Source organism: Polaribacter sp. P097, assembly GCF_036864555.1.
Classification (GTDB): Bacteria; Bacteroidota; Bacteroidia; order Flavobacteriales; family Flavobacteriaceae; genus Polaribacter.
The window spans coordinates 240,784-263,343 of the sequence record NZ_JAZETJ010000002.1 but is presented as its reverse complement, the minus strand read 5'-3'; the positions used below and the strand labels follow the sequence as shown (position 1 = coordinate 263,343).

18 protein-coding genes are annotated in these 22,560 nt (G+C 30.4%); 9 read left to right on the top strand and 9 right to left on the bottom strand.

Annotated features, from left to right (window positions below; genetic code table 11):
- Positions 1–148 precede the first annotated feature (148 nt).
- Positions 149–3,829 (top strand): phosphoribosylformylglycinamidine synthase, encoded by a 3,681-nt coding sequence (gene purL / locus V7R38_RS08465; RefSeq protein WP_334057544.1) that lies wholly within the window; start codon positions 149–151, stop codon positions 3,827–3,829.
- A gap of 313 nt (positions 3,830–4,142) precedes the next feature.
- The gene (locus V7R38_RS08460; protein ID WP_334057542.1) at positions 4,143–4,931 is read left to right on the top strand and encodes a pentapeptide repeat-containing protein; all 789 of its coding nucleotides are present in this window, start codon (positions 4,143–4,145) and stop codon (positions 4,929–4,931) included.
- A 68-nt stretch (positions 4,932–4,999) separates the two neighbouring features.
- On the opposite strand, the gene V7R38_RS08455 is transcribed toward V7R38_RS08460, so the two are convergent.
- Positions 5,000–5,455, bottom strand: coding sequence for a DUF4442 domain-containing protein (locus V7R38_RS08455; RefSeq protein ID WP_334057540.1), 456 nt, complete (start codon positions 5,453–5,455; stop codon positions 5,000–5,002).
- Between the two features lie 153 nt (positions 5,456–5,608).
- Here V7R38_RS08455 and V7R38_RS08450 point away from each other — a divergent pair, with 153 nt between their 5' ends.
- The 5 genes from V7R38_RS08450 (at position 5,609) to V7R38_RS08430 (ending at position 10,294) form a co-directional block, all read left to right on the top strand.
- Positions 5,609–6,028 (top strand): DUF4870 domain-containing protein, encoded by a 420-nt coding sequence (locus V7R38_RS08450; protein ID WP_015480452.1) that lies wholly within the window; start codon positions 5,609–5,611, stop codon positions 6,026–6,028.
- 10 nt (positions 6,029–6,038) lie between these two features.
- Complete coding sequence (locus V7R38_RS08445; RefSeq protein WP_015480453.1) at positions 6,039–6,383, top strand: PadR family transcriptional regulator; 345 nt, start codon at positions 6,039–6,041, stop codon at positions 6,381–6,383.
- Positions 6,376–8,106, top strand: coding sequence for a PspC domain-containing protein (locus tag V7R38_RS08440; protein WP_334057537.1), 1,731 nt, complete (start codon positions 6,376–6,378; stop codon positions 8,104–8,106). The genes V7R38_RS08445 and V7R38_RS08440 overlap by 8 nt, the downstream gene beginning before the upstream one ends.
- A 98-nt stretch (positions 8,107–8,204) precedes the next feature.
- Positions 8,205–8,930 carry a head GIN domain-containing protein gene (locus V7R38_RS08435; protein WP_334057535.1) on the top strand — a complete coding sequence of 242 codons (726 nt, stop codon included), beginning with the start codon at positions 8,205–8,207 and terminating at the stop codon, positions 8,928–8,930.
- A 329-nt stretch (positions 8,931–9,259) separates the two neighbouring features.
- Complete coding sequence (locus tag V7R38_RS08430; RefSeq protein ID WP_334057533.1) at positions 9,260–10,294, top strand: TlpA family protein disulfide reductase; 1,035 nt, start codon at positions 9,260–9,262, stop codon at positions 10,292–10,294.
- Here the strand turns inward: V7R38_RS08430 and V7R38_RS08425 are convergent.
- The 7 genes from V7R38_RS08425 to V7R38_RS08395 all read right to left on the bottom strand — a co-directional run bounded on the left by V7R38_RS08425 (position 10,291) and on the right by V7R38_RS08395 (position 16,476).
- Positions 10,291–10,497: a hypothetical protein gene (locus tag V7R38_RS08425; protein ID WP_334057531.1), complete on the bottom strand. Its 207-nt coding sequence runs from the start codon at positions 10,495–10,497 to the stop codon at positions 10,291–10,293. The two genes, V7R38_RS08430 and V7R38_RS08425, sit on opposite strands and share 4 nt — an antisense overlap.
- A 227-nt stretch (positions 10,498–10,724) precedes the next feature.
- Entirely contained in the window at positions 10,725–11,678 is a 954-nt protein-coding gene (locus V7R38_RS08420; RefSeq protein ID WP_334057529.1) for an acetyl-CoA carboxylase carboxyltransferase subunit alpha, read from the bottom strand.
- A gap of 73 nt (positions 11,679–11,751) precedes the next feature.
- Positions 11,752–12,666: a DMT family transporter gene (locus tag V7R38_RS08415; protein ID WP_334057525.1), complete on the bottom strand. Its 915-nt coding sequence runs from the start codon at positions 12,664–12,666 to the stop codon at positions 11,752–11,754.
- A complete protein-coding gene (locus V7R38_RS08410) occupies positions 12,653–13,744 on the bottom strand; it encodes an LptF/LptG family permease (protein WP_187288766.1) in 1,092 nt (363 codons plus the stop codon). Before V7R38_RS08410 ends, V7R38_RS08415 begins: the two co-directional genes overlap by 14 nt.
- Before the next feature lies 1 nt (position 13,745).
- On the bottom strand, positions 13,746–14,876 hold the full coding sequence (gene tgt / locus V7R38_RS08405; protein ID WP_334057522.1) for a tRNA guanosine(34) transglycosylase Tgt: 1,131 nt from the start codon (positions 14,874–14,876) through the stop codon (positions 13,746–13,748).
- A 74-nt stretch (positions 14,877–14,950) separates the two neighbouring features.
- On the bottom strand, positions 14,951–15,841 hold the full coding sequence (gene rluF / locus V7R38_RS08400; RefSeq protein WP_334057520.1) for a 23S rRNA pseudouridine(2604) synthase RluF: 891 nt from the start codon (positions 15,839–15,841) through the stop codon (positions 14,951–14,953).
- Positions 15,842–15,873: 32 nt separating this feature from the next.
- A complete protein-coding gene (locus V7R38_RS08395; RefSeq protein ID WP_015480463.1) occupies positions 15,874–16,476 on the bottom strand; it encodes an alpha-ketoglutarate-dependent dioxygenase AlkB family protein in 603 nt (200 codons plus the stop codon).
- Positions 16,477–16,573: 97 nt separating this feature from the next.
- On the opposite strand from V7R38_RS08395, the gene uvrB reads away from it, so the two are divergent.
- On the top strand, positions 16,574–18,562 hold the full coding sequence (gene uvrB, locus V7R38_RS08390; protein WP_334057517.1) for an excinuclease ABC subunit UvrB: 1,989 nt from the start codon (positions 16,574–16,576) through the stop codon (positions 18,560–18,562).
- A gap of 67 nt (positions 18,563–18,629) precedes the next feature.
- Here uvrB and sucC read toward each other — a convergent pair whose 3' ends face one another.
- A complete protein-coding gene (sucC, locus tag V7R38_RS08385) occupies positions 18,630–19,826 on the bottom strand; it encodes an ADP-forming succinate--CoA ligase subunit beta (protein ID WP_015480465.1) in 1,197 nt (398 codons plus the stop codon).
- A 300-nt stretch (positions 19,827–20,126) separates the two neighbouring features.
- Here sucC and V7R38_RS08380 point away from each other — a divergent pair, with 300 nt between their 5' ends.
- The gene (locus V7R38_RS08380; RefSeq protein WP_334057515.1) at positions 20,127–22,550 is read left to right on the top strand and encodes a DUF5916 domain-containing protein; all 2,424 of its coding nucleotides are present in this window, start codon (positions 20,127–20,129) and stop codon (positions 22,548–22,550) included.
- The last annotated feature ends 10 nt before the right edge of the window (positions 22,551–22,560 follow it).

The following is a 22,560-nucleotide window of genomic DNA, read 5'->3' as shown; positions in this document are numbered from 1 at the left end:
TCAGTCGTCTTTTTTGTTTTAGAATATCTAGAAATTATTCTAAAAATATTGTTGATAATTACGTTTACAAATTCTGAAATAATTCATTTATTTTAATTGCCTTTTGTAAGTAATATTTTAACTTTACACCCTTAAATCTAGACTACAAATGATTCATTTCTTTGGAAACAAAAACAGCAAAGTTTATGCTGTTCAAACAACAAAAGAATTCACTCCAGAAACAATTGCAAAACTTACTTGGTTATTTGGTGACCAAAATATTATAGAATCTGCGTCTTTAGACGCTTTTTTTATTGGTCCAAGAGCAGCAATGATTACACCTTGGAGTACCAATGCTGTAGAAATAACTCAAAATATGGGTATTTCTGATATTCTAAGAATAGAAGAATTTAATGCAGTATCTGAAGACTTTACGGATTTTGATCCAATGATTTCAGAAAAATTCAGTAGTCTAAATCAAAAAATGTTTACCATTGATATTCAACCTGAGCAAATTTTAGAAATTGATGATATTGCAGCATACAATGCTAAAGAAGGTTTATCTCTAAGTACTGAAGAAGTTGAATATTTAGAAAATGTATCAGAAAAAATAGGAAGAAAATTAACAGACTCTGAAGTTTTTGGTTTTAGCCAAGTAAATTCAGAACACTGCAGACACAAAATTTTTAACGGAACTTTTGTTATTGATGGTGAAGAACAACCTTCTTCTTTATTCAAAATGATTAAAGAAACTTCAAAGCAAAATCCAAACGATATTGTATCTGCATATAAAGATAATGTTGCCTTTATAAAAGGCCCTAAAGCTGTTCAGTTTGCACCTAAAACTGCAGACAAACCAGATTTTTACGAAACTAAAGATTTTGAATCTGTAATATCTTTAAAAGCAGAAACACACAACTTTCCAACCACAGTAGAACCTTTTAATGGAGCTGCAACAGGTTCTGGAGGAGAAATTAGAGATAGACTTGCTGGAGGAAAAGGTTCTTTACCTTTAGCAGGTACAGCTGTTTACATGACTTCTTATTCACGTTTAGAAGAAAATAGATATTGGGAGAATAAGTTTGATGCAAGAGAATGGTTGTATCAAACACCAATGGATATTTTAATAAAAGCATCTAATGGAGCTTCAGATTTTGGAAACAAATTTGGTCAACCATTAATCACAGGTTCAGTTTTAACTTTTGAGCATGAAGAAAATGCTGCTTCAAGTGATGCTAAACCAAGAAAGTTAGGGTATGATAAAGTTATTATGCAAGCAGGTGGTATTGGTTATGGTAAAGCAGACCAAGCACTAAAAGATACACCAAAAGAAGGAGATAAAATAGTAATTCTTGGAGGTGAAAACTACAGAATTGGGATGGGTGGTGCTGCAGTTTCTTCTGCAGATACTGGTGAATTTGCTTCAGGTATTGAGTTAAATGCTGTACAAAGATCAAATCCGGAAATGCAAAAGCGTGCTGCAAACGCAGTTCGTGGAATGGTGGAGAGCGATGATAATTTCATCGTTTCTATTCACGATCATGGTGCAGGAGGTCATTTAAACTGTCTTTCTGAATTGGTAGAAGATACAGGTGGTAAAATTGACCTAGACAAATTACCAGTTGGAGACCCAACGTTATCTGCAAAAGAAATTATTGGTAACGAATCTCAAGAAAGAATGGGATTAGTTATACCAGAAAAACATATAGAAACGTTACAAAAAATTGCTGAACGTGAACGTTCTCCAATTTATAAAGTAGGTGATGTTACAGGTAATGACAGGTTTACTTTTGAATCTAAAACTACAGGAGAAAAACCTATGGATTTAGCTTTAGAAGACATGTTTGGTTCATCACCAAAAACAATAATGACAGACAAAACTGTTGTTAGAAATTATAAAAACCCGAGATATAAATCTAAAAATTTAAAAATTTATTTAGAGCAAGTTTTGCAGTTAGAAGCTGTAGCTTGTAAAGATTGGTTAACGAATAAAGTAGATAGATGTGTGGGTGGTAAAGTTGCCAAACAACAATGTGTTGGTTCATTACAAATTCCGTTAAACAATGTCGGAGTTATGGCTCTTGATTATAATGGAAAAGAAGGTGTAGCAACATCAATTGGGCACTCTCCTATTTCTGGCTTAATTCATCCAGAAGCTGGGAGTAGAAACTCTATCACAGAAGCATTAACTAATATTATTTGGGCACCTTTAAAAGATAATTTAAACTCGGTTTCTTTATCTGCAAACTGGATGTGGCCTTGTAAAAATGAAGGTGAAGATGCACGTTTGTATAAAGCTGTAAAAGCAGTTTCAGAATTTTCGATTGATTTAGGAATTAATGTTCCTACAGGAAAAGATTCTTTATCAATGAAACAAAAATATCCTGATGGAGATGTAATATCTCCAGGAACTGTAATTATTTCTGCTGCTGCCAATTGTAACGAAATTACTAAAGTAGTTGAACCTATTTTACAAGTTGATGGTGGAAACATCTATTACATAAATATTTCTCAAGACAATTTTAAATTAGGAGGTAGCTCATTCAATCAAGTATTAAATGCTATTGGTAATGAGGCTCCAGATGTAACAAATGCAAAGTTTGTTAGTAATACCTTTAATACAATTCAAAGGTTAATTAAAGATGATAAAATTGTTGCTGGGCATGATGTTGCTTCAGGAGGATTAATTACTACACTATTAGAACTTTGTTTTGCTGATGTAAATTTAGGCGCAGATTTTGATTTATCATCTTTAAACGAAGAAGATTCTATTAAAGTTTTGTTCTCTGAAAATTCAGGAATTGTTTTTCAAGCAGATACTTCTGCAGAAACAGTTCTTTTAGAAAATAATATTGAATTCTTTACTATTGGTACAGCAAACAATTCAGGTAAAATCACTATTAAAAATAACGAAGATAATTTCTCTTTCGATGTTGCTGAAATGAGAGATGTTTGGTACAAAACATCTTTCTTATTAGATCAGAAACAAACTGCCAATAACTTAGCACAAGATAGATTTGATAATTATAAAAAGCAGCCATTAACGTATAAATTTCCAGAAAGCTTTACAGGAAAGTTACCGAAAATTGGTAAGAATAAGCCTAAAGCTGCCATCATTAGAGAAAAAGGTTCTAACTCAGAACGTGAAATGGCAAATGCCATGTATTTAGCTGGTTTTGATGTAAAAGATGTACACATGACAGATTTAATTTCTGGTCGTGAAACTTTAGAAGATATCCAGTTTATTGGTGCAGTTGGTGGTTTTTCAAATTCTGATGTTTTAGGTTCAGCAAAAGGTTGGGCTGGTGCTTTTAAATACAATGAAAAGGCTAATTTAGCGCTTAAAAACTTCTTTGAAAGAGAAGATACCTTATCTGTTGGTATTTGTAATGGTGCTCAATTATGGATGGAATTAGACTTGATAAATCCAGATCATAAAGTTCATGGAAAATTAGTGCATAACGATTCTAAAAAACATGAAAGTTCGTTTACTTCTGTTAAAATTCAAGAAAACAATTCTGTAATGTTGTCATCATTAGCAGGTTCAGAATTAGGAGTTTGGATTTCTCATGGAGAAGGTAAATTCAGTTTGCCAGAAACAGAAAACAACTATAACATCTGTGCTAAATATGGTTATGAAGGATATCCTAATAACCCAAATGGATCTGATTTTAACACAGCAATGATGTGCGACAAGTCAGGAAGACATTTAGTAACTATGCCTCATATAGAGCGTTCTACGTTTCAATGGAATTGGGCCAATTACCCAGCAAATAGAAAAGATGAAGTTACTCCTTGGCTAGAAGCTTTTGTAAATGCTAAAAACTGGTTATTAAATTTAAATAAATAAAAAGCTTAAAAAGGCGATTTAAATAGTATTAGACTCCTAAATACTTTGATTCACATTTGTTTAGAAATTTGATTTTTCTTAACTTCGCAATCGAAAAATTAAATTAGTGATTTGGGGGAATGACTTATTTAATAAAACAAAGAGACTGATTTATTTCAGTCTCTTTTTTTTATCCCAATTTTTACTCCGCTTTTTGAGAATTTTTCATCTCTTGATAATTTAATTAAACCATTTATTTTTAACTAAAGTTTGATCAACTGTCACAATTCAAATTCTAATTGGTCTTTATAGAAACAGATTAAAACTTTACAAGATGAAAATTAAATTTACTTTACTTACAATCCTTTTTTTATCACTTTCATTAACTGCGCAAAATAAAATTGATGCATCCACAATTATGGAAAACATTGCAAACGGAAAAGATATAAACTACACTAACAAAACTATTGTTGGTACTTTAGACTTTACTTATATGGAGGAGGCCTTGAAGAAATTACCAAAGAGAAAAAAGAAAAATAGTTGGTGGGGTAATGGAAATTACTCTAACTCCATAGAAAAAGATATAGATGTAAAAATTTCTTTTACAAACTGTGTCTTTAGAGATGATGTTTTGGCTTATATACCAGATGAAGACTCAGGTTATACATTCACAGCCGATTTTAAGGAGTCTGTTATTTTTACCAATTGTAATTTTGAAGGTAAAGCAATGTTTAAGTACTCTGACTTTGATAGTGATTCAGATTTTTCTGGAAGTATTTTTTCTGAAGATACTACCTTTAAATATGCTAAATTTGATAGAGAAATTTCTTTTGAGAACACAAAATTTGTTGAAGTTTCAACATTTAAATATTCAGAATTTAGAAGAAATGTAAGTTTTGCAGGTTCTGTATTCGAAGATTCAGCAATTTTTAAATATACAAAGTTTAAAGACGGTGTATCTTTTAGAAATGTAAACTTCGAAGAAGACTTAAATATTAAATATATGAATGTATCAGGTGATTTTGATATTTCTAATATGAATGTGGGCTATGATATAGACTCTAAATACACAAAAATTAATGGAAAGAGTTTTAGTAAGTATTTACTTAATGTAAAAAACTAACTAAACTATATTGTCATAAAAAAAAGGGATCATACAAATATGATCCCTTTTTTTATAGTATTATTAAATTATGATTTCACCTTTAAACTCCATTGAAACGTAAAATTAGAAACCACTACTCCATCTGAATTTACACCCTCTGCAACCAAATTAACAACCTGGCCTTCTTTTGTTACTGCCGATTTTTCTATAGCATCTTTTATCTCATTACCATTATTACAAGTAAAAACAATTTTTCCTGTAGCTTTTTTAAAAAAAATTCCATCTTGATGTGTTACTAACATCGAAACTTTCTTTTTAGAATTTTCTATGGCTTGCATTACCAAAACTCCTGTACTCATTTCTGCAGCCATACCTTGTGCAGCCCAAAACATACTATTAAAAGGGTTTTGATTCATCCACCTGTGCTTAATAGTTACTACACATTTTTGGTTATCTAACTCTTTAACTCTCATGCCTGATAAATATCCTAAAGGAAGCTTAAAAAGCATAAAAGCATTAATTTTCTTCGGTGTAATCTTCATAAGTACTGAATTTATTAGCAATGTACCACTTTTAACTTTAAGATTTGTAAAAGTACAAATGTTAAAGAAATGTTAATTATAGTACTATGTATTGCATAATACCTTTTAAAAGATATATATTTGTATAAGCAAGTATTATATTAATCATCAACCATGAAAAAAAATAACGAAAGTACCAATGCTTTTTTAATACATATATCTGCATTTGCAGGTTTTATATTTCCATTTGGTAACATCATTACTCCCCTTATTGCTTGGCAAACCTTAAAAGATAGAAGTTTGTATTTAGATGAACAAGGTAAAGAAGCCATCAACTTTAACATCAGCTACACACTGTATGTATTTTTAATTTCTATTCTTTTTATACCTTTTGCTTTTGGCTCTTTTTTTAGAAGAAGTTTTAACGACTTTCATCTAAATATAGATTTTCCAAACTTTTTTGGCTTTCTAGGTATAGGCTCTGTTGCTACAATAATTTATATCATAGGTATTGCTCTAGTTATCATTGCAAGCCTAAAGGCGAAAGAAGGTGAAGGTTATAAATATCCTTGCACCATAAAATTCATAAAATAAATCACAATACATGAAGATTGAAAACACAAAAGCACAAATGCGAAAAGGTGTTTTAGAGTTTTGTATTTTATCTATATTAAATAGTGGAGATGCATATACTTCTGAAATTCTATCATCGCTTAAAAGTGCAGAAATGATTGTGGTTGAAGGAACCATATATCCGTTATTAACTCGTTTAAAAAACGCAGGTTTACTAACTTATAGATGGGAAGAATCAACCTCTGGACCACCAAGAAAATACTACGTTTTAACAGAAAATGGAGGCATGTTTTTAAAAGAATTAGATAAAACATGGAACAGCTTAATAAACTCAGTTAACCAAGTAACTAGCAAAAAATCAACTACAAATGAATAAGACTATAAACATAAATTTAGGCGGATTTTTCTTCCATATAGATGAAGTTGCCTATCAAAAATTAAAAAGATATCTAGAGTCTATTTCTAGGTCTTTGAGTGATGATCCTCAAGGTAAAAATGAAATTATTGCAGATATAGAAGCAAGAATAAGTGAACTTTTATCTGAAAAAATTACAGATGCTAGACAAGTAGTAAATGAAGGTGATATAGATGATGTAATTAAAATTATGGGGCAACCAGAAGATTATGCAGATGCTGAAGAAGCTTATAGCGATTCTAGTTATTCGTATAAAAGAAATAGTGCCTCTGGTAAAAAACTTTTTAGAGATGGTGATGATAAATTTTTGGGTGGTGTAGCATCTGGAATTGCTCACTATTTTGATATTGATACTATTTGGATTAGACTTGGTTTGTTAGCCCTATTTTTTGGAGCTGGTTTTGGAGTAATATTGTACATTATTCTTTGGATTTTATTACCTGAAGCTAAAACAACCGCAGAAAAATTACAGATGGAAGGTGAGCCTGTAAACATAGATAATATTGAGAAAAAAATTCGTGAAGAATTTAACAATGTTTCAGAAAATGTAAGAGTTGTTGCCAATCAAGCATCAGAAAAGTTAAAAGAAGGTGCCAACGAATTTTCTGATAAAATGAGCAAAACATTTTCGGGAAAGACAACAAAAAATAATGGAGCAAGTGACTTTTTTGACACTATTGGTAAAATTATCTTAGCCGTTTTTAAAGTTATTGGTAAGTTTATTGGTGTAATTATCATTTTTGTTTCTGCTGCTGTTATTTTATCTCTTATTATAGGAGGGTTTTCTGTAGGAAGCTTAGAATGGTTAAATGTAGATGGAGATTTTGTAACCTATCCTCCATTCTTTCACGATGCAATTTTACCTGTTTGGTTGTTAACATTATGTTCTTTTTTATTAATAGGTATTCCATTTTTAGTATTATTTATTCTAGGTCTTAGAATATTATCTAGTAACGTACAAAAACTGAATAAGCCAACATCATTAACACTTTTAGGTATTTGGATTTTATCTTTATTAGCGATGATATTTACTGGAATTGAGTTTGGATCTTCACACTCAAACTATGGAATATCAACAGAAAAAAATGAATTAAACTTTGTTGCACAAGATACTTTAGCTATTAAAATGATAAATGATGATACTATACTTTATCGTCATAACTTAAGAAGAAGTTCTAGCAAAGAAGAAATTTTAATTGATGGCGAAAAGAAAGTTTACTCTAGTTACATCAATGTAAATGTAGAAAAAAGTAATTCTGATAAAAGTTATATGATTATTCAAAAAGAATCTAGAGGTAGAAATAAAGTATCTGCCAAAAACAATTCTAAAAAAATAGAATATGACTTTGAGATTGTAGACAACACTATTGTATTAGATGCTTATTTCTTATCTGATTTTAAAAATATCTGGAAAGAAGAGAAAATTAACATTGCCATTTTTATTCCAGAAGGTGTAATTGTCTATTTTGATAATAGTACTCGTAATTTCTTATATGATGTAGAAAATACAGGAGATATTAGAGATAGAGACATGGCTAAACACCACTTTATTATGACAGAAACTACCTTAGATTGTACAGACTGTATTTCGAATTCGAAAGTAGATATAATAAACGAAGAGGAAAAAAATGAAGATGATAAGATAGAAATTATTGTAAAAGAGAAAAGTATTGAAGTGATTTAACACTTCAGTACTTTAATTCTACAACTGGGCAACTTTTCTTTAATAATTAGCGTCTATTGTGAGACATTTGACTCGTAACCAAATAAAAATCAACTATTATGAAATCTATATCAAAACAAATCGTATTCTTTTTAGCAGTAACCTTAATGCTTAGCTCATGTAATATGAACATGATGAATAGTGTTAACGGAAATAAAAATGTAGAAGTTGCAGACAGAACTGTATCTGAAGACTTTACTAAAATTAAAGTTAGTACTGGCTTAGATCTGTATTTGTCTCAAGGCAATGAAAATAAAATTACCTTAGAAGCAGATGAAAATTTGCATGAAATTATTTTTACTGAAGTTGAAAATGGTGAATTAAAAATTTATTCAGATAAGAATATTTGGAATGCAAAGGCTAAAAAAGTTTATGTAACTGTAAAAGACTTAACTAGCTTAGTAGCTACAAGTGGTGCTGATGTTGTTACTGAAGAAGAATTAAATGTAAAAAATATCAATGTAATTTGTACTAGTGGTGCAGATATAGATATTGAATTAAATGCAAATTCGGTGATAAGCACTGCAACAAGCGGATCTGATATAGAGTTAAATGGGTCTACAATTAACCATACTTCTAGCGCAACAAGTGGTGCATCTATAGAAGCTTATGGATTAAGAAGTGAAAATGTAACTGTAAACGTTACTAGTGGAGCAGACATTAACATATATGCTTCTGTAAGCTTAGATGCTAGAGCAACAAGTGGTGGAGATATTGATTATAAAGGAAAACCAAAAAATGTTCAAAAATCATCCACTTCTGGTGGAAGTATTTCAGCCAATTAATAAAATTATCAATCAACCAAAATAGTTTTCTAAGGGCTTATTTTAAGCCTTTAGATTTCTTTAAACCAACCAAAAATGAGCTTTGTAAAAGGATTATCACTTGTAAAAATTATCATCACTTTATCAATAACAATATTTAATTTTATAACAACTTTATTAGAATAGCTAACTCTAATAATTATACTAATACTTGGTTTTATTAGTTTACTTGGTAAGTCGTCGTTTTTTAATTTAAAACGACGCTTACTTTTTTATACCTCTTATAAAGCCAACAAATAGCCAATATCTGCTTCCAAAATTTTATATTTGTAGCCTATATAAATATAAAGATGAATAAATTTATACTCCTAGCCTTTAGTGCACTTCTATTAACTGCATGTGCAAACCCAACAGAAAATAATTTTGTAACGCTTTCAGGAAGTTTAGAAAATAGTAAAGACACCATTTTATCTATTGCTAACAATACTGGTGTTCTTAAAGAAATTAAGATAGATGAGTATGGTGTATTTAATGATACTTTAAAATTAAACACTAGCAAAGGTGAGATCTACACGCTTTTTACAAATCCTAACAATAGAGCACCTATATTTCTAAAAAACGGTTATGATATTACTTTAAAAGGTGATGCAGATCAATTTATGGAAAGTTTTATCTTTTCTGGCAAAGGAGCTGAGAACAGCAACTTTGTATTAGCTCAAATACAACAAAGTCAAAGTATAGGAAATCCACAAGATGTTATAGAACTAGAAGAAGCTGCATTTAAAAAAAGAGTAAATGAAATAAAGTTTGAATATGACAGTATTTTAAACTCTTACAATAACTTAGATTCTGCCTTCTATGCTTCTATAAAAAAACAAAATGAACAAATGGTTGCTTATTTCGAGAATGCTTTTCAAGAAAACTTAACCATGGGTAAAGGAAATCCATCACCAGTATTTACAGATTATGTAGATATTAAAGGTGGTACAAAGTCTTTAAGTTCATTTAAAGGAAAGTTTGTTTACATAGATGTTTGGGCAACTTGGTGTGGTCCTTGTATTCAGCAAATTCCTTACTTGCAGAAATTAGAAGAGGAGTATAAAAATAAAAACATTGCTTTTGTAAGTATTTCTACAGACGAATCTCAAAGAAGTGGTGGATCTTGGGAAGCCGCAGAAAAAAAATGGAGAAACTTTGTAAAAGACAAAAATATGAGTGGTGTTCACTTATGGTCTGGAAAAGACTTTTCTTTTCAAAGAGCGTATAAAATAAATACCATTCCAAGGTTTATTTTGATAGATCCAAAGGGTAATATTGTTGATGCCAATGCACCTAGGCCTTCAGATCCTAATTTAAAAAACCTTTTTACCTCTTTGGGTATTTAATACGAAACAGAACTAACTAGTTTGCTGCCTAATCTTAAGAAATAATTCATAAAAAAGATAAAAGAAAAGAAGAAAACCATACCAACTCCAAAATCTAAAAATGATTCTAATCCATTCTGAGACATTAAGTGTTTACCAGAATAATAAACTAAACTAAGGGTAACTAAAAATAGAAAAATCTGTTGTAACGTGCTTTTAAACATAACTCAATATTTAGGGATTAATGAATAAGTATCAGATAATTAACTTTGATATCTTTTACTTTTAATCAAAGATACAATCCAAATAAAGTTTACAACTAGCATCGAAGTTGAATAACAATTTACTAAAGACGAATGCAATTCAACTGTGGATTTACTAAAAATTGGATGTACAAAAAAAGCGAAATTCTAAATAGAATTTCGCTTTTTTTATGTTAGATTATTTTAACCTATTCTTTATATACACCCATATCTGCATATTTGTCCATTCTTTTAGACACTAAATCTGCAGGAGTTAAATCTTTAAGTTGATCAAAAGCTTTTACTATTTGCTGTTCTACAGCTTTAAAAGCCCCTTCTCTATCTGAATGTGCACCTCCAATTGGTTCTTTAATAATAGCGTCTATTAACTTTAAACGCTTCATATCTGAACCTGTTAATTTTAAAGCTTCTGCTGCTTGCTCTTTAAATTCCCAACTTCTCCATAAAATTGATGAACAAGATTCAGGTGATATAACAGTATACCATGTATTTTCCATCATATATACTCTATCTCCTACTCCTATTCCTAATGCACCTCCAGAAGCTCCTTCACCAATTACAATTGTAATAATAGGTGTTTGTAAACGAGTCATTTCTAAGATATTTCTAGCAATAGCTTCACCTTGCCCTCTTTCTTCTGCTTCTAAACCAGGGTAAGCTCCAGGTGTATCTAATAAAGTAACAACAGGAATACTAAACTTCTCTGCCATTTTCATTAAACGTAAAGCTTTACGATATCCTTCTGGGTTTGCCATACCAAAATTTCTGTATTGGCGTGTTTTAGTATTAAAGCCCTTTTGTTGCCCAATAAACATAAAAGATTGATCACCGATTTTACCTAAACCACCAATCATGGCTTTGTCATCTTTTACATTTCTATCTCCATGAAGCTCCATAAAAGTATCTCCACAAATTGCTTTAATATAATCTAAAGTATAAGGTCTATTTGGGTGTCTAGATAATTGAACTCTTTGCCAAGGAGTTAAGTTTTTATATATATTTTTTCTAGCGTCCACTAGTTTTTTCTCAATCTTTTTGCAAGTTGCAGTAACATCAACATCACTTTCTTCACCAATTATCTGACACTTTTCTAATTGATCTTCAAGCTCTTTAATCGGCATTTCAAAATCTAAATATTCCATTTTTAGTTATTTTGATTTAGTTAATAGAATAAACAAACATACTACAAAATTTGCTTTTTTACACCAAAAGGAATTACTTTTTTGAGCCCACCTTTCGCTTCAACTTTTGTTTTAAAGTTGCTTGGTTTTTAATAACCCCATTTGCTAAAACGACACTTAAAACAATGGCTGCACCCAAGTAAAATTCTGGATTCATTTTTTCTTTATCACCAAAAATAAATAGGGCTAAAATAATAGCATAAATTGGTTCTAAATTGATGGTAAGCATTACTGTATAAGGAGATATGTATTTCATAACCTTAACAGAAGCTATAAAAGCATAGGCAGTACAAATGCTGCTTAATACAAAGAGATAGAACCAATCCATCTTTTGTAAAGCAAAAAATTCTAGTGTTATCTGGCCATTAATTACTAGATAAATAAACACAAATAAAGTTCCGAATAAAAGCTGATAAAGAGATATTCTATTCTCATCATATTTTTTAACAAACAGGCCATTTAACACTGCAAACAGTGAACCTAGAAATGAAGAAATTAGGGCATAAATAATACCTAGTTGATATTGGCTCTCAAAATTAAAAATGATATATAAGCCTACAATTACAAAAAGCCCAAGAATTAATTCTAAGGATTTAATTCTTCTTTTAAAAAAAACAGGTTCTATTAAAGAAGTAAAGAAAGCACCTGTACTCATAGTAACCAAGGCAACAGAAACGTTAGATACTTTTATGGCTTTGAAAAAGAAAATCCAGTGAGTGGCAATAATTACTCCTGTTATTAAAAACTTAAACACACCTGTTTTATCTAAATAAAAAGACTTTTTCTTTATTAAAAAGTAGAGAGCTATAAATAGAACAGCCAAACCCATTCTAAAGAAAACTAAAGGAATAGCATCAATAGTGATTAATGCTCCTAAAATGGCAGTAAAGCCCCAAATAAATACTATAAAATGAAGTAAAAGGTAATTTTTAAGCTTATTTTCTTGCATTTAAATAAAGATAAAGTGCAATAGAACCAAAAAAGATATTTGGCATCCAAACGTATATAAATGAGTTAACACCTGCTACAGCACCTAAGACTTCCGATATTTTTAAAAGAAAAACATAGATGAACATCATACCTACACCTATTGCTAAATTTACTCCTGTACCTCCTCTTCTCTTTCTAAATGCTAAAGCTACTGCAATTATGGTAAGTACATAAGAAGCTATTGGCAAACTAGTTCTTTTATGAAATTCTACTAGGTAAGCATTCAAATTTTTAACTCCCCTTTTTTCTGAAATTTCAATAAATTTTAGCAATTCATCAGAAGGCATTTCTTGAGACAAAGCCGATTTATATATCAAATCTCTAGGTGTAAAATTAAATACAGTATCTATTTTATTACCTGAAAATATACTGTCTTTATCATCGTAAATTTTTCTTAACCTCCAGTTTTGAAGTGCGAAAGTAGAATCTTTATCATTATACCTAATATTGTCTGCTACCAATTTAGATTTCATTGTTAAACCATCATAAACTTCAGATGTAAAATCATAACCAGCATTACTTTGCGTGTTAAAATTTCTAATAAAAATATAGGTACTATCTGTGAGTTGTAAACTAAAATCGCTTATGTATTTAAACTCTTGATTCTGACGCTTATTTTTAATATAAGTTAGTTCAAATTTCTTTCGAATTTTACTACTACTTGGAACCACAAAATGATTCATTGCCAATGACAATAAGGTAATTAATGTAGCGCCTATAAAATAAGGAAATAAAAATCGCGTAAATGAAATTTTAGCATTGTTAATTGCAATAATTTCAGTGTTGTTAGATAGTTTAGAGGTAAATAAAATTACAGCAATAAACAACGCCAATGGCATAAAAGTGTTGGCGTAATAAATTATAAAATTGATGTAATACTCATCTACAATTTGTAGAAAACCTAAATCTTGATGCTCTAAAAAATTATCTATTTTCTCTGCTATATCAATAGCAATAGCAATTGGAATCAATATTAACAAGGTAAACAAAAAGGTTACCAAAAATCGTTTTAATATGTACCAATCTAAAATCTTCAAATTACAAACGTTTATCCATTTGTTTAACCATCATATCTTTCCATTCTCTAAAATCACCAGCAATAATATGTTTTCTTGCTTCACGAGTTAACCAAACATAAAAACCTAAATTGTGTATAGATGCTATTTGTTTACCTAACATTTCTTTAGACACAAATAAGTGACGTAAATAAGCTTTAGAATACATAGTATCAACAGAAGTAATACCCATTTCATCTATTGGCGAAAAATCTTCTGCCCACTTCTTATTCTTGATGTTTATTGAGCCATGAGCAGTAAACAACATACCATTTCTTGCATTTCTAGTAGGCATAACACAATCAAACATGTCAATACCTAAGGCAATATTTTCTAAAATATTAATTGGCGTACCTACACCCATTAAATAACGAGGCTTATCTTCTGGTAAAATTTCTGTAACAACCTCTGTCATTGCATACATTTCTTCTGCAGGCTCACCAACAGAAAGACCACCAATTGCATTCGCTTTTTGATCTGAATTTGCAATGTATTCAGCAGATTGCCTTCTTAAATCTTTATATGTACTTCCTTGAACAATTGGCAAAAAAGTTTGCTCAAAACCATATTTGTATGGCAAACCATCTAAATGATTTATACATCTTTTTAACCATCTATGTGTCATATGCATAGATCGTTTTGCGTAATTATAATCACAAGGATAAGGTGTACACTCATCAAAAGCCATAATGAAATCTGCACCAATAGTTCTCTGTGTTTCCATTACATTTTCTGGCGTAAAAAAGTGCATAGAACCATCAATATGACTTTTAAACTTTACACCTTCTTCATTAATTTTTCTTCTACCAGACAAAGAATAAACTTGGTAACCACCAGAATCTGTTAAGATATTTCTATCCCAATTCATGAACTTATGCAAACCACCAGCTTTTTCTAAAATGTCTAACTTCGGTCTTAAATATAAGTGATAGGTGTTACCTAAAATAATATCTGGATTGATATCATTTTTTAACTCAGTTTGATGAACACCTTTTACAGTACCAACTGTGCCTACAGGCATAAAAATAGGAGTCTCAATAACTCCATGAGCTGTAGTAATAGATCCTGCTCTAGCTTGACTTTTAGGATCTGTAAGTTTTAAATCGAATTTCATTGTGGGCAAAGATAGTACTATTTAAGAATTGAAAAATTAAATAAATCCTAATTTTAAAATGGATTTAGATTTACTTACCTCCTTTTTCTTTTAGAAGAAAATGAGGTGTTTTTTCTTTTATTTTTGGGTGATGATTTTCTAAAAGAGGCGCTCTTTTTATTAAAATCGTTTTTGGCAGGTGCCAGTTTCTTTTTTGGCTTTTTAGCTTTAGGCTTTTCTTTAATTTTAGAAGCTTCTTCTGTTTTAGATGATGTTGAAATCATTTTATTAATTTCATTCATCTCTTCTTCAGTTAATTCACGCCAATCTCCAGTTTGTAGATAACCCAACTCTACATTCATTATTCTTGTTCGCTTTAACTTGGTAACTTCATAGTCTAAATATTCACACATTCTTCGAATTTGCCTATTTAAACCTTGAGTAAGAATTATTTTAAAGATTTTATCGTTTACTTTTTCTACCAAACACTTTTGAGTAACTGTTCCTAAAATAGGAATTCCATTCCCCATTTTTTCTATAAAATCTTCTGTGATTGATTTGTTTACAGTAACAAAATATTCCTTTTCGTGATTGTTACCTGCTCTTAAAATCTTATTTACAATATCACCATCATTGGTTAAAAAAATTAAGCCTTCAGAGGGTTTATCTAAACGTCCTATAGGAAATAAACGCTCAGGATAATTAATGTGCTTTACAATATTATTTGGTTCTCTACCATCTGTGGTAGAAACAATACCTACTGGTTTATTTAAGGCAATGTAAATCGTTACATCTTTTGGTTTTACTACTCTACCATCTAGTTTTACAATATCATTCTTAGTTACTCTATTGCCAAGTTGTGTAGGTTTACCATTAAGAGTTACTCTACCTTCTTTAATAAATTTTTCAGCCTCTCTTCTAGAACAAATTCCAGATGAACTGATGTACTTATTTAGGTTTGTAGATTTTTGATTGTTAGTATCCAAAGAAAATATTTTGTGCAAAAATAGACAAACAGTTATAATTCTATTGTTCTAAAGGTTAAATTAATTCGAGGTGAATTTACTTTTTTAGTGGGTGGTAATCTATGCAACCAATTTGTTTGTGTTCCCTGTTTCATAACTAACAAACTGCCTCTTTCTAAAACAATATCTATTCTTTGTTTATTTTCTTTATGTTTAAAAGAAAATTTACGCTCAGCCCCTAAAGATAAAGAAGCTATTGCACCATCTTTTTTCATCATTTTTTCTCCATCTGAATGATAAGCCATGCCTTCATCTCCTGAATGATATAAATTCAGTAAGCAAGAATTATACGTTTCATTACTTTCTTTTTCAACAATATCTTTCAAATCTAACAACTCCTTAATCCACAGATTTGCCTTTTTGGTAACTTTAGAATAGGTGTAAGAATATTCTGATTCTCCATACCAAGCTACTTTTCTTTTAGTGATAATGCGTTTGCCAAAAATAATAGCTTCGTCATTTTTCCAATTGATTTTCTGCATTAATACGTCAAAATAAAAATCGCATTGCTCTTTATTTAATACAATACCATGATAATTGGTTACACCATCAAATGGTAAAATATTCTTAATTTTTTCTGAAGAAAATAAATCCATACTCTAAAATAAAACAATTCGAATGCCTATCAAAATTTAACGTCAATTTTAAAATTTTCTATTTTTTATAGTCTTTAAGTATGCGTATTTTTACAGTATGCAATTTAAGATAAAATCGGAATTTTCTCCTACTGGAGATCAACCAGAAGCAATAAAACAACTTTCTGAAGGTGTTAAACAAAATGAGAAATTTCAAACACTTTTAGGGGTTACAGGTTCAGGTAAAACCTTTACCATTGCTAATGTTGTAAAAGAGGTAAAAAAACCAACCTTGGTTTTGGCTCACAATAAAACTTTGGCTGCACAATTGTATTCTGAGTTCAAACAGTTTTTTCCAGAAAATGCCGTGGAATATTTTGTTTCTTACTATGATTATTATCAACCAGAGGCTTACATTCCTGTTTCAGGTACGTATATCGAAAAAGATTTATCAATCAATGAAGATATTGAGCGTTTGCGTTTAAGCACTACTTCCTCTCTGCTTTCAGGTAGAAGAGATGTTTTGGTAGTAGCATCAGTTTCTTGTTTGTATGGTATTGGAAATCCTACTGAATTTAAGAAAAATGTTATTCCTGTTAGAGTTGGTCAACAAATATCGAGAACCACATTTTTACATCAATTGGTTACTAGTTTGTATTCTAGAACCGAAATTGAAATAAAAAGCGGAAAATTTAAAGTAAAGGGTGATGTTGTAACTATATACCCCTCTTATGGTGATAATGGATATCGTGTTCATTTTTTTGGTGACGAAATAGAAGAAATTGAAGCTTTTGATTTAGAGAATAATACTGTAATTGAAAAATTTGAATATTTAACCATATATCCTGCAAACTTATTTGTTACCTCTCCTGATGTATTGCAAGATGCTATTCATCAGATACAAGAAGATATGGTAAAACAGGTAAACTATTTTAAAGAAATAGGGAAACCTCTAGAAGCAAAACGATTAGAAGAAAGAACCGAATTCGATTTAGAAATGATTCGTGAATTGGGGTATTGTTCTGGTATTGAAAACTATTCTCGCTATTTAGATGGACGTGAACCAGGCACAAGACCTTTCTGTTTATTAGACTACTTTCCTGATGATTACTTAATGGTAATAGATGAAAGTCATGTTACAGTGCCACAAACACATGCCATGTATGGTGGAGATAGAAGTAGAAAAGAAAACTTAGTTGAATATGGTTTTAGATTGCCTGCAGCTATGGATAATAGACCTTTAAAGTTTAATGAGTTTGAAGCCATACAAAATCAAACCATATTTGTTTCTGCAACACCTGCAGATTATGAATTGCAAAAATCAGAAGGCGTTTTTGTAGAGCAAATAATTAGACCAACAGGTTTATTAGATCCACCTATTGAGGTAAGACCGAGCTTAAATCAAATAGATGATTTAATCGAAGAAATTCAAGTTAGGGTAGAAAAAGACGAGCGTACTTTAGTAACAACACTTACGAAACGTATGGCTGAAGAGTTAACAAAATATTTAACTAGGGTTGATATTCGTTGTAGATACATACATTCTGATGTAGATACTCTTGAACGTGTAGAAATAATGCAAGATTTGCGTAAAGGTTTGTTTGATGTTTTAATTGGTGTAAACCTTTTAAGAGAAGGGTTAGATTTACCAGAAGTGTCTTTAGTAGCCATTTTGGATGCTGATAAAGAAGGTTTCTTACGTAACAATAAATCGTTAACGCAAACTGTTGGTAGAGCTGCAAGAAACGTAAATGGTTTGGCGATTATGTACGCTGATAAAATTACTGACAGTATGCAAAAAACCATTGATGAAACAGAGAGGAGAAGAGAAATTCAAATTGCTTACAACACCAAACATAATAAAGTACCTACACAAATTAATAAGAAAATTGAAGATACTTTAACCAAATCTGCTGTTTCTAGTTATCATTATGATAATGCCATTACAAAAGCTGCAGAACAAGAATTACAATACTTACCTAAAGAAGAAATACAAGATAGAATTCGTAAAAAACGTAAACAAATGGAAGCTGCAGCTAAAAGTTTAGACTTTATTGTAGCAGCACAATTAAGAGATGAAATTGCAGTTTTAAAAGAGCAAGTTTAAAACAGAATATCTCATAAATAAAAAACCTCGCAAAAGCGAGGTTTTTTATTTTGTATAAACTTAAATATTAAGCTTCTAAAACTTCAGCAACTTTATCTGCTGCTTCTTGAAATTCTGTAGCAGAAATAATTTCCATTCCAGAATTGTCTATTAATTCTTTTGCTTCTTTAGCATTAGTACCTTGTAATCTACAAATAATTGGAACTGTAATCTTATCTCCCATACTTTGGTAAGCATCTACAACACCTTGCGCTACTCTATCACAACGTACAATACCACCAAAAATATTTACTAAAATTGCTTTTACGTTTTCATCTTTTAATATGATACCAAAAGCAGTTTCAACTCTTTGTGCATCTGCAGTACCACCTACATCTAAAAAGTTAGCAGGCTCTCCTCCAGATTCTTTAATTAAATCCATAGTACCCATTGCTAAACCAGCACCATTAACCATACAACCAACATTACCATCTAAATCTACATAGTTTAAACCAGCAGCTTTAGCTTCTACCTCAATAGGATTTTCCTCTCTTAAATCACGCATTGCTGCATAATCTTTATGTCTAAATAATGCATTTTCATCTAAAGAAACTTTAGCATCAACAGCCATTATTTTGTCATCAGAAGTTTTTAATACTGGATTAATTTCAAACATTGAAGAATCTGATTTGATATATGCAGTATATAAAGCAGAAACAAATTTTGTCATTTCTTTAAATGCTGTACCAGATAAACCTAAGTTAAAAGCAACTTTTCTTGCTTGAAATGGCATTAAACCTAATAACGGATCTATTTCTTCTGTAAAAATTAAATGCGGAGTTTCTTCTGCAACAGTTTCAATATCCATTCCACCTTCTGTAGAATACATAATCATGTTTTTACCAGTTGCTCTATTTAATAAAACAGACATATAATATTCTTCTGGCTCAGAATCTCCAGGATAATATACATCTTCAGCAACTAAAACTTGATTTACCAACTTACCTTCTGCAGAAGTTTGAGGTGTAATCAACATCATACCTAAAATATCATCAGCAATGCTTTCTACTTGCTCCAAATTCTTAGCTAGTTTTACTCCACCACCTTTTCCACGCCCACCTGCATGAACCTGAGCTTTAATAACATGCCAACCTGTGCCTGTTTCTTCAGTTAATTTCTTAGCAGCTGCAACAGCTTCAATTGGTGTACTTGCTACAATTCCTCTTTGAATTCTAACACCAAAACTATTTAATATTTCTTTTCCTTGATATTCGTGTAAGTTCATTTGTATCCTTTTAAAAAACGTAAACAAAAATACAAATTCAATAGAGAAAGCAACTAAAGTTTTTTAAAAAAAATAAAATAAAATCAATTCTTATTATTTTCTAGAATTCTGCAAGTAGATTTTGTTAAAATGATACTGAAAATGCCTCTGAAAATTATTTTAATATGCTTTTAAGAATTAATTAACAGTCCATTTTTGTCACACTTGAAATATTAGAGTGTCTTTACTCATAGTTACAATTACTTTAAAATCCTCCTTTTAATTTTAAGATAGCGTAACAACAAATCAACCAAAAAATACATGTTACAAAAAATTTCTATGCTTCTTTTTGCAGTATTTCTATTGCAACAGGTAAATGCACAAAATCAAAAGGAAAGAAAAACAATTAAAACTACAAGAGTTGCAAAAGCACCTAAAATTGATGGTGTTTTAAATGATGAGGCTTGGAAAAATGCTGAATTAGCTACAGACTTTGTAATTTTTAGACCTGCAAACGGAGTTTTAGTTCCTGCAGAATATCAAACTACAGTTAGAGTTGTTTATGATGATGATGCAGTATATATTTCTGCAGAAATGCTAGATCCTGATCCTGAAGGTATACCAAAAGAATTTGCAGTTAGAGACAATTTTTCCATTGCAGATTTTTTTCTAATAACAATAAACCCAAATGATGATGGCCAAAATCCTTTTGAGTTTATAGTACAAGCAACAGGTAACCAATTAGATGCAAAAATTTCTAACGGAAATGAAGATTTTAATTGGAGTGCAGTTTGGGCAAGTGCTGCTGTAATTACAGATAAAGGTTGGAATGCAGAAATAGAAATACCCTACAGAGCTATTCGTTTTGCAAATAGACCTGTACAATCTTGGGGATTTAATTTTCACAGAAGACTCGAAAAATTAAACGAACAACATACTTGGACGCATATTGATAATTCTGTAGGAAGATGGACACAATATGATGGTCTTATTGAAGATTTTAGAAACATAAAACCATCAACAAGATTAAATTTATACCCATATGCTTCAGCCACCACCAATACTTTTGAAGGAAATACTGAGTTTGACTGGAGTGTTGGAATGGATATTAAATATGGTATTACAGAAAACTTTACATTAGATGCTACTTTAATTCCAGATTTTAGTCAAGTTGGTTTTGATGATGTTGTACTAAATCTTGGGCCTTTTGAACAGCGATTTACAGAACAAAGACAGTTTTTTACTGAAGGTACAGAACTCTTTAATATTGCCAACTTATTTTACTCGAGAAGAATTGGTGCTGCCCCAATTGATCAATTTAATGTTTCTAGTACTTTAACTGCTGATGAAGAAATTATAGATTATCCTAGAAAAGTAACTATGATTAATGCAATTAAAATATCTGGAAGAACCAAAAAAGGGCTAGGTATTGGTTTTTTTAATGCCATTACAGAAAAAACAAATGCAACTATTAGAGATAACGCTACAGGTGATGTAAGAGAGGAAGTCATAGATCCTTTTACCAACTACAATATTTTGGTGTTAGATCAGCAATTCAACCAAAACTCTACTGTATCCTTAATTAATACAAATGTTACAAGAGATGGTAGATTTAGAGATGCAAATGTAACTGCCTTAGATTGGCATATAGAAACCAAGGATAGTAAATACAATGTTGATGGTTCTTTTAGAATGAGTAATATTTCTGATGATGTGAATAATCCAAATACAGGTTACACTTTTGACAACAGTTTTGGATACAATTCTGGACATTGGTATTGGGAGTTAGGTTATAATTTTGAAAACAAAGATTTTAATCCGAACGATTTAGGAATTCTATTTAGTAATGACCAACAAACCTTTTATAACAATGCAGGTTGGCGAACTTTACAACCCACCAAAAATTTTAATAGGTATAATTTCAATTTTTATAGCCAAACCAATTTTCAACATTTCTCTGGCTTATTTACAGGATTCAATTCTGGTTTAAACTACAATGCACAAACTGTTAAAAGATTCTCTTTTGGTGGAAACTTAAATTATGGCTCTGAACAAAAAGACTTTTTTGAACCAAGACAAGGAACTACTAGTGGAGTATATTTTTTACAACCAGAAAGAATGAATGTTAATGGTTATATTTCTACCAACTCTCAAAAAAAATTAGCTTTAAACGCAAATGGATATTATTCAGGTTATACCAACAACCCAAAGCAAGGTTTTGGGTTTAGCCTTGCTCCTAGATATCGTTTTAACAATCAATTTTCATTACGTTATCGTTTGAATTATAATAAAACAAATGACGATCAAGGTTATGTAGATGAAACATCAAACAATATTATTTTTGGAATGAGAGATCGTAAAAGTTATACCAATACTATTTCAGGAAAATACAGCTTCAGTACAAATTCTTCTTTATCATTAAGCTTTAGACATTATTGGAGTGATGTAAAATATAATGCATATTACAATTTAAATAGTGAAGGTGGTTTAGATGAGAATAACTCATATATTGGCGAAGATGTAAACTTCAATAGCTGGAATTTAGACTTAAATTACATTTGGCAATTTGCACCTGGAAGTCAATTAATAGCTTTTTATAGAAATTCAATATTTAATTTAGATACACAATCTGAGCTTACTTTTTTTGAAAATCTAGACAATTTATTTGAACAATCACAAAGACATACATTTTCAGTTCGATTTGTATATTTTATTGATTACAATAAATTGAAGAAAATATTTTAAATAAGGTTCC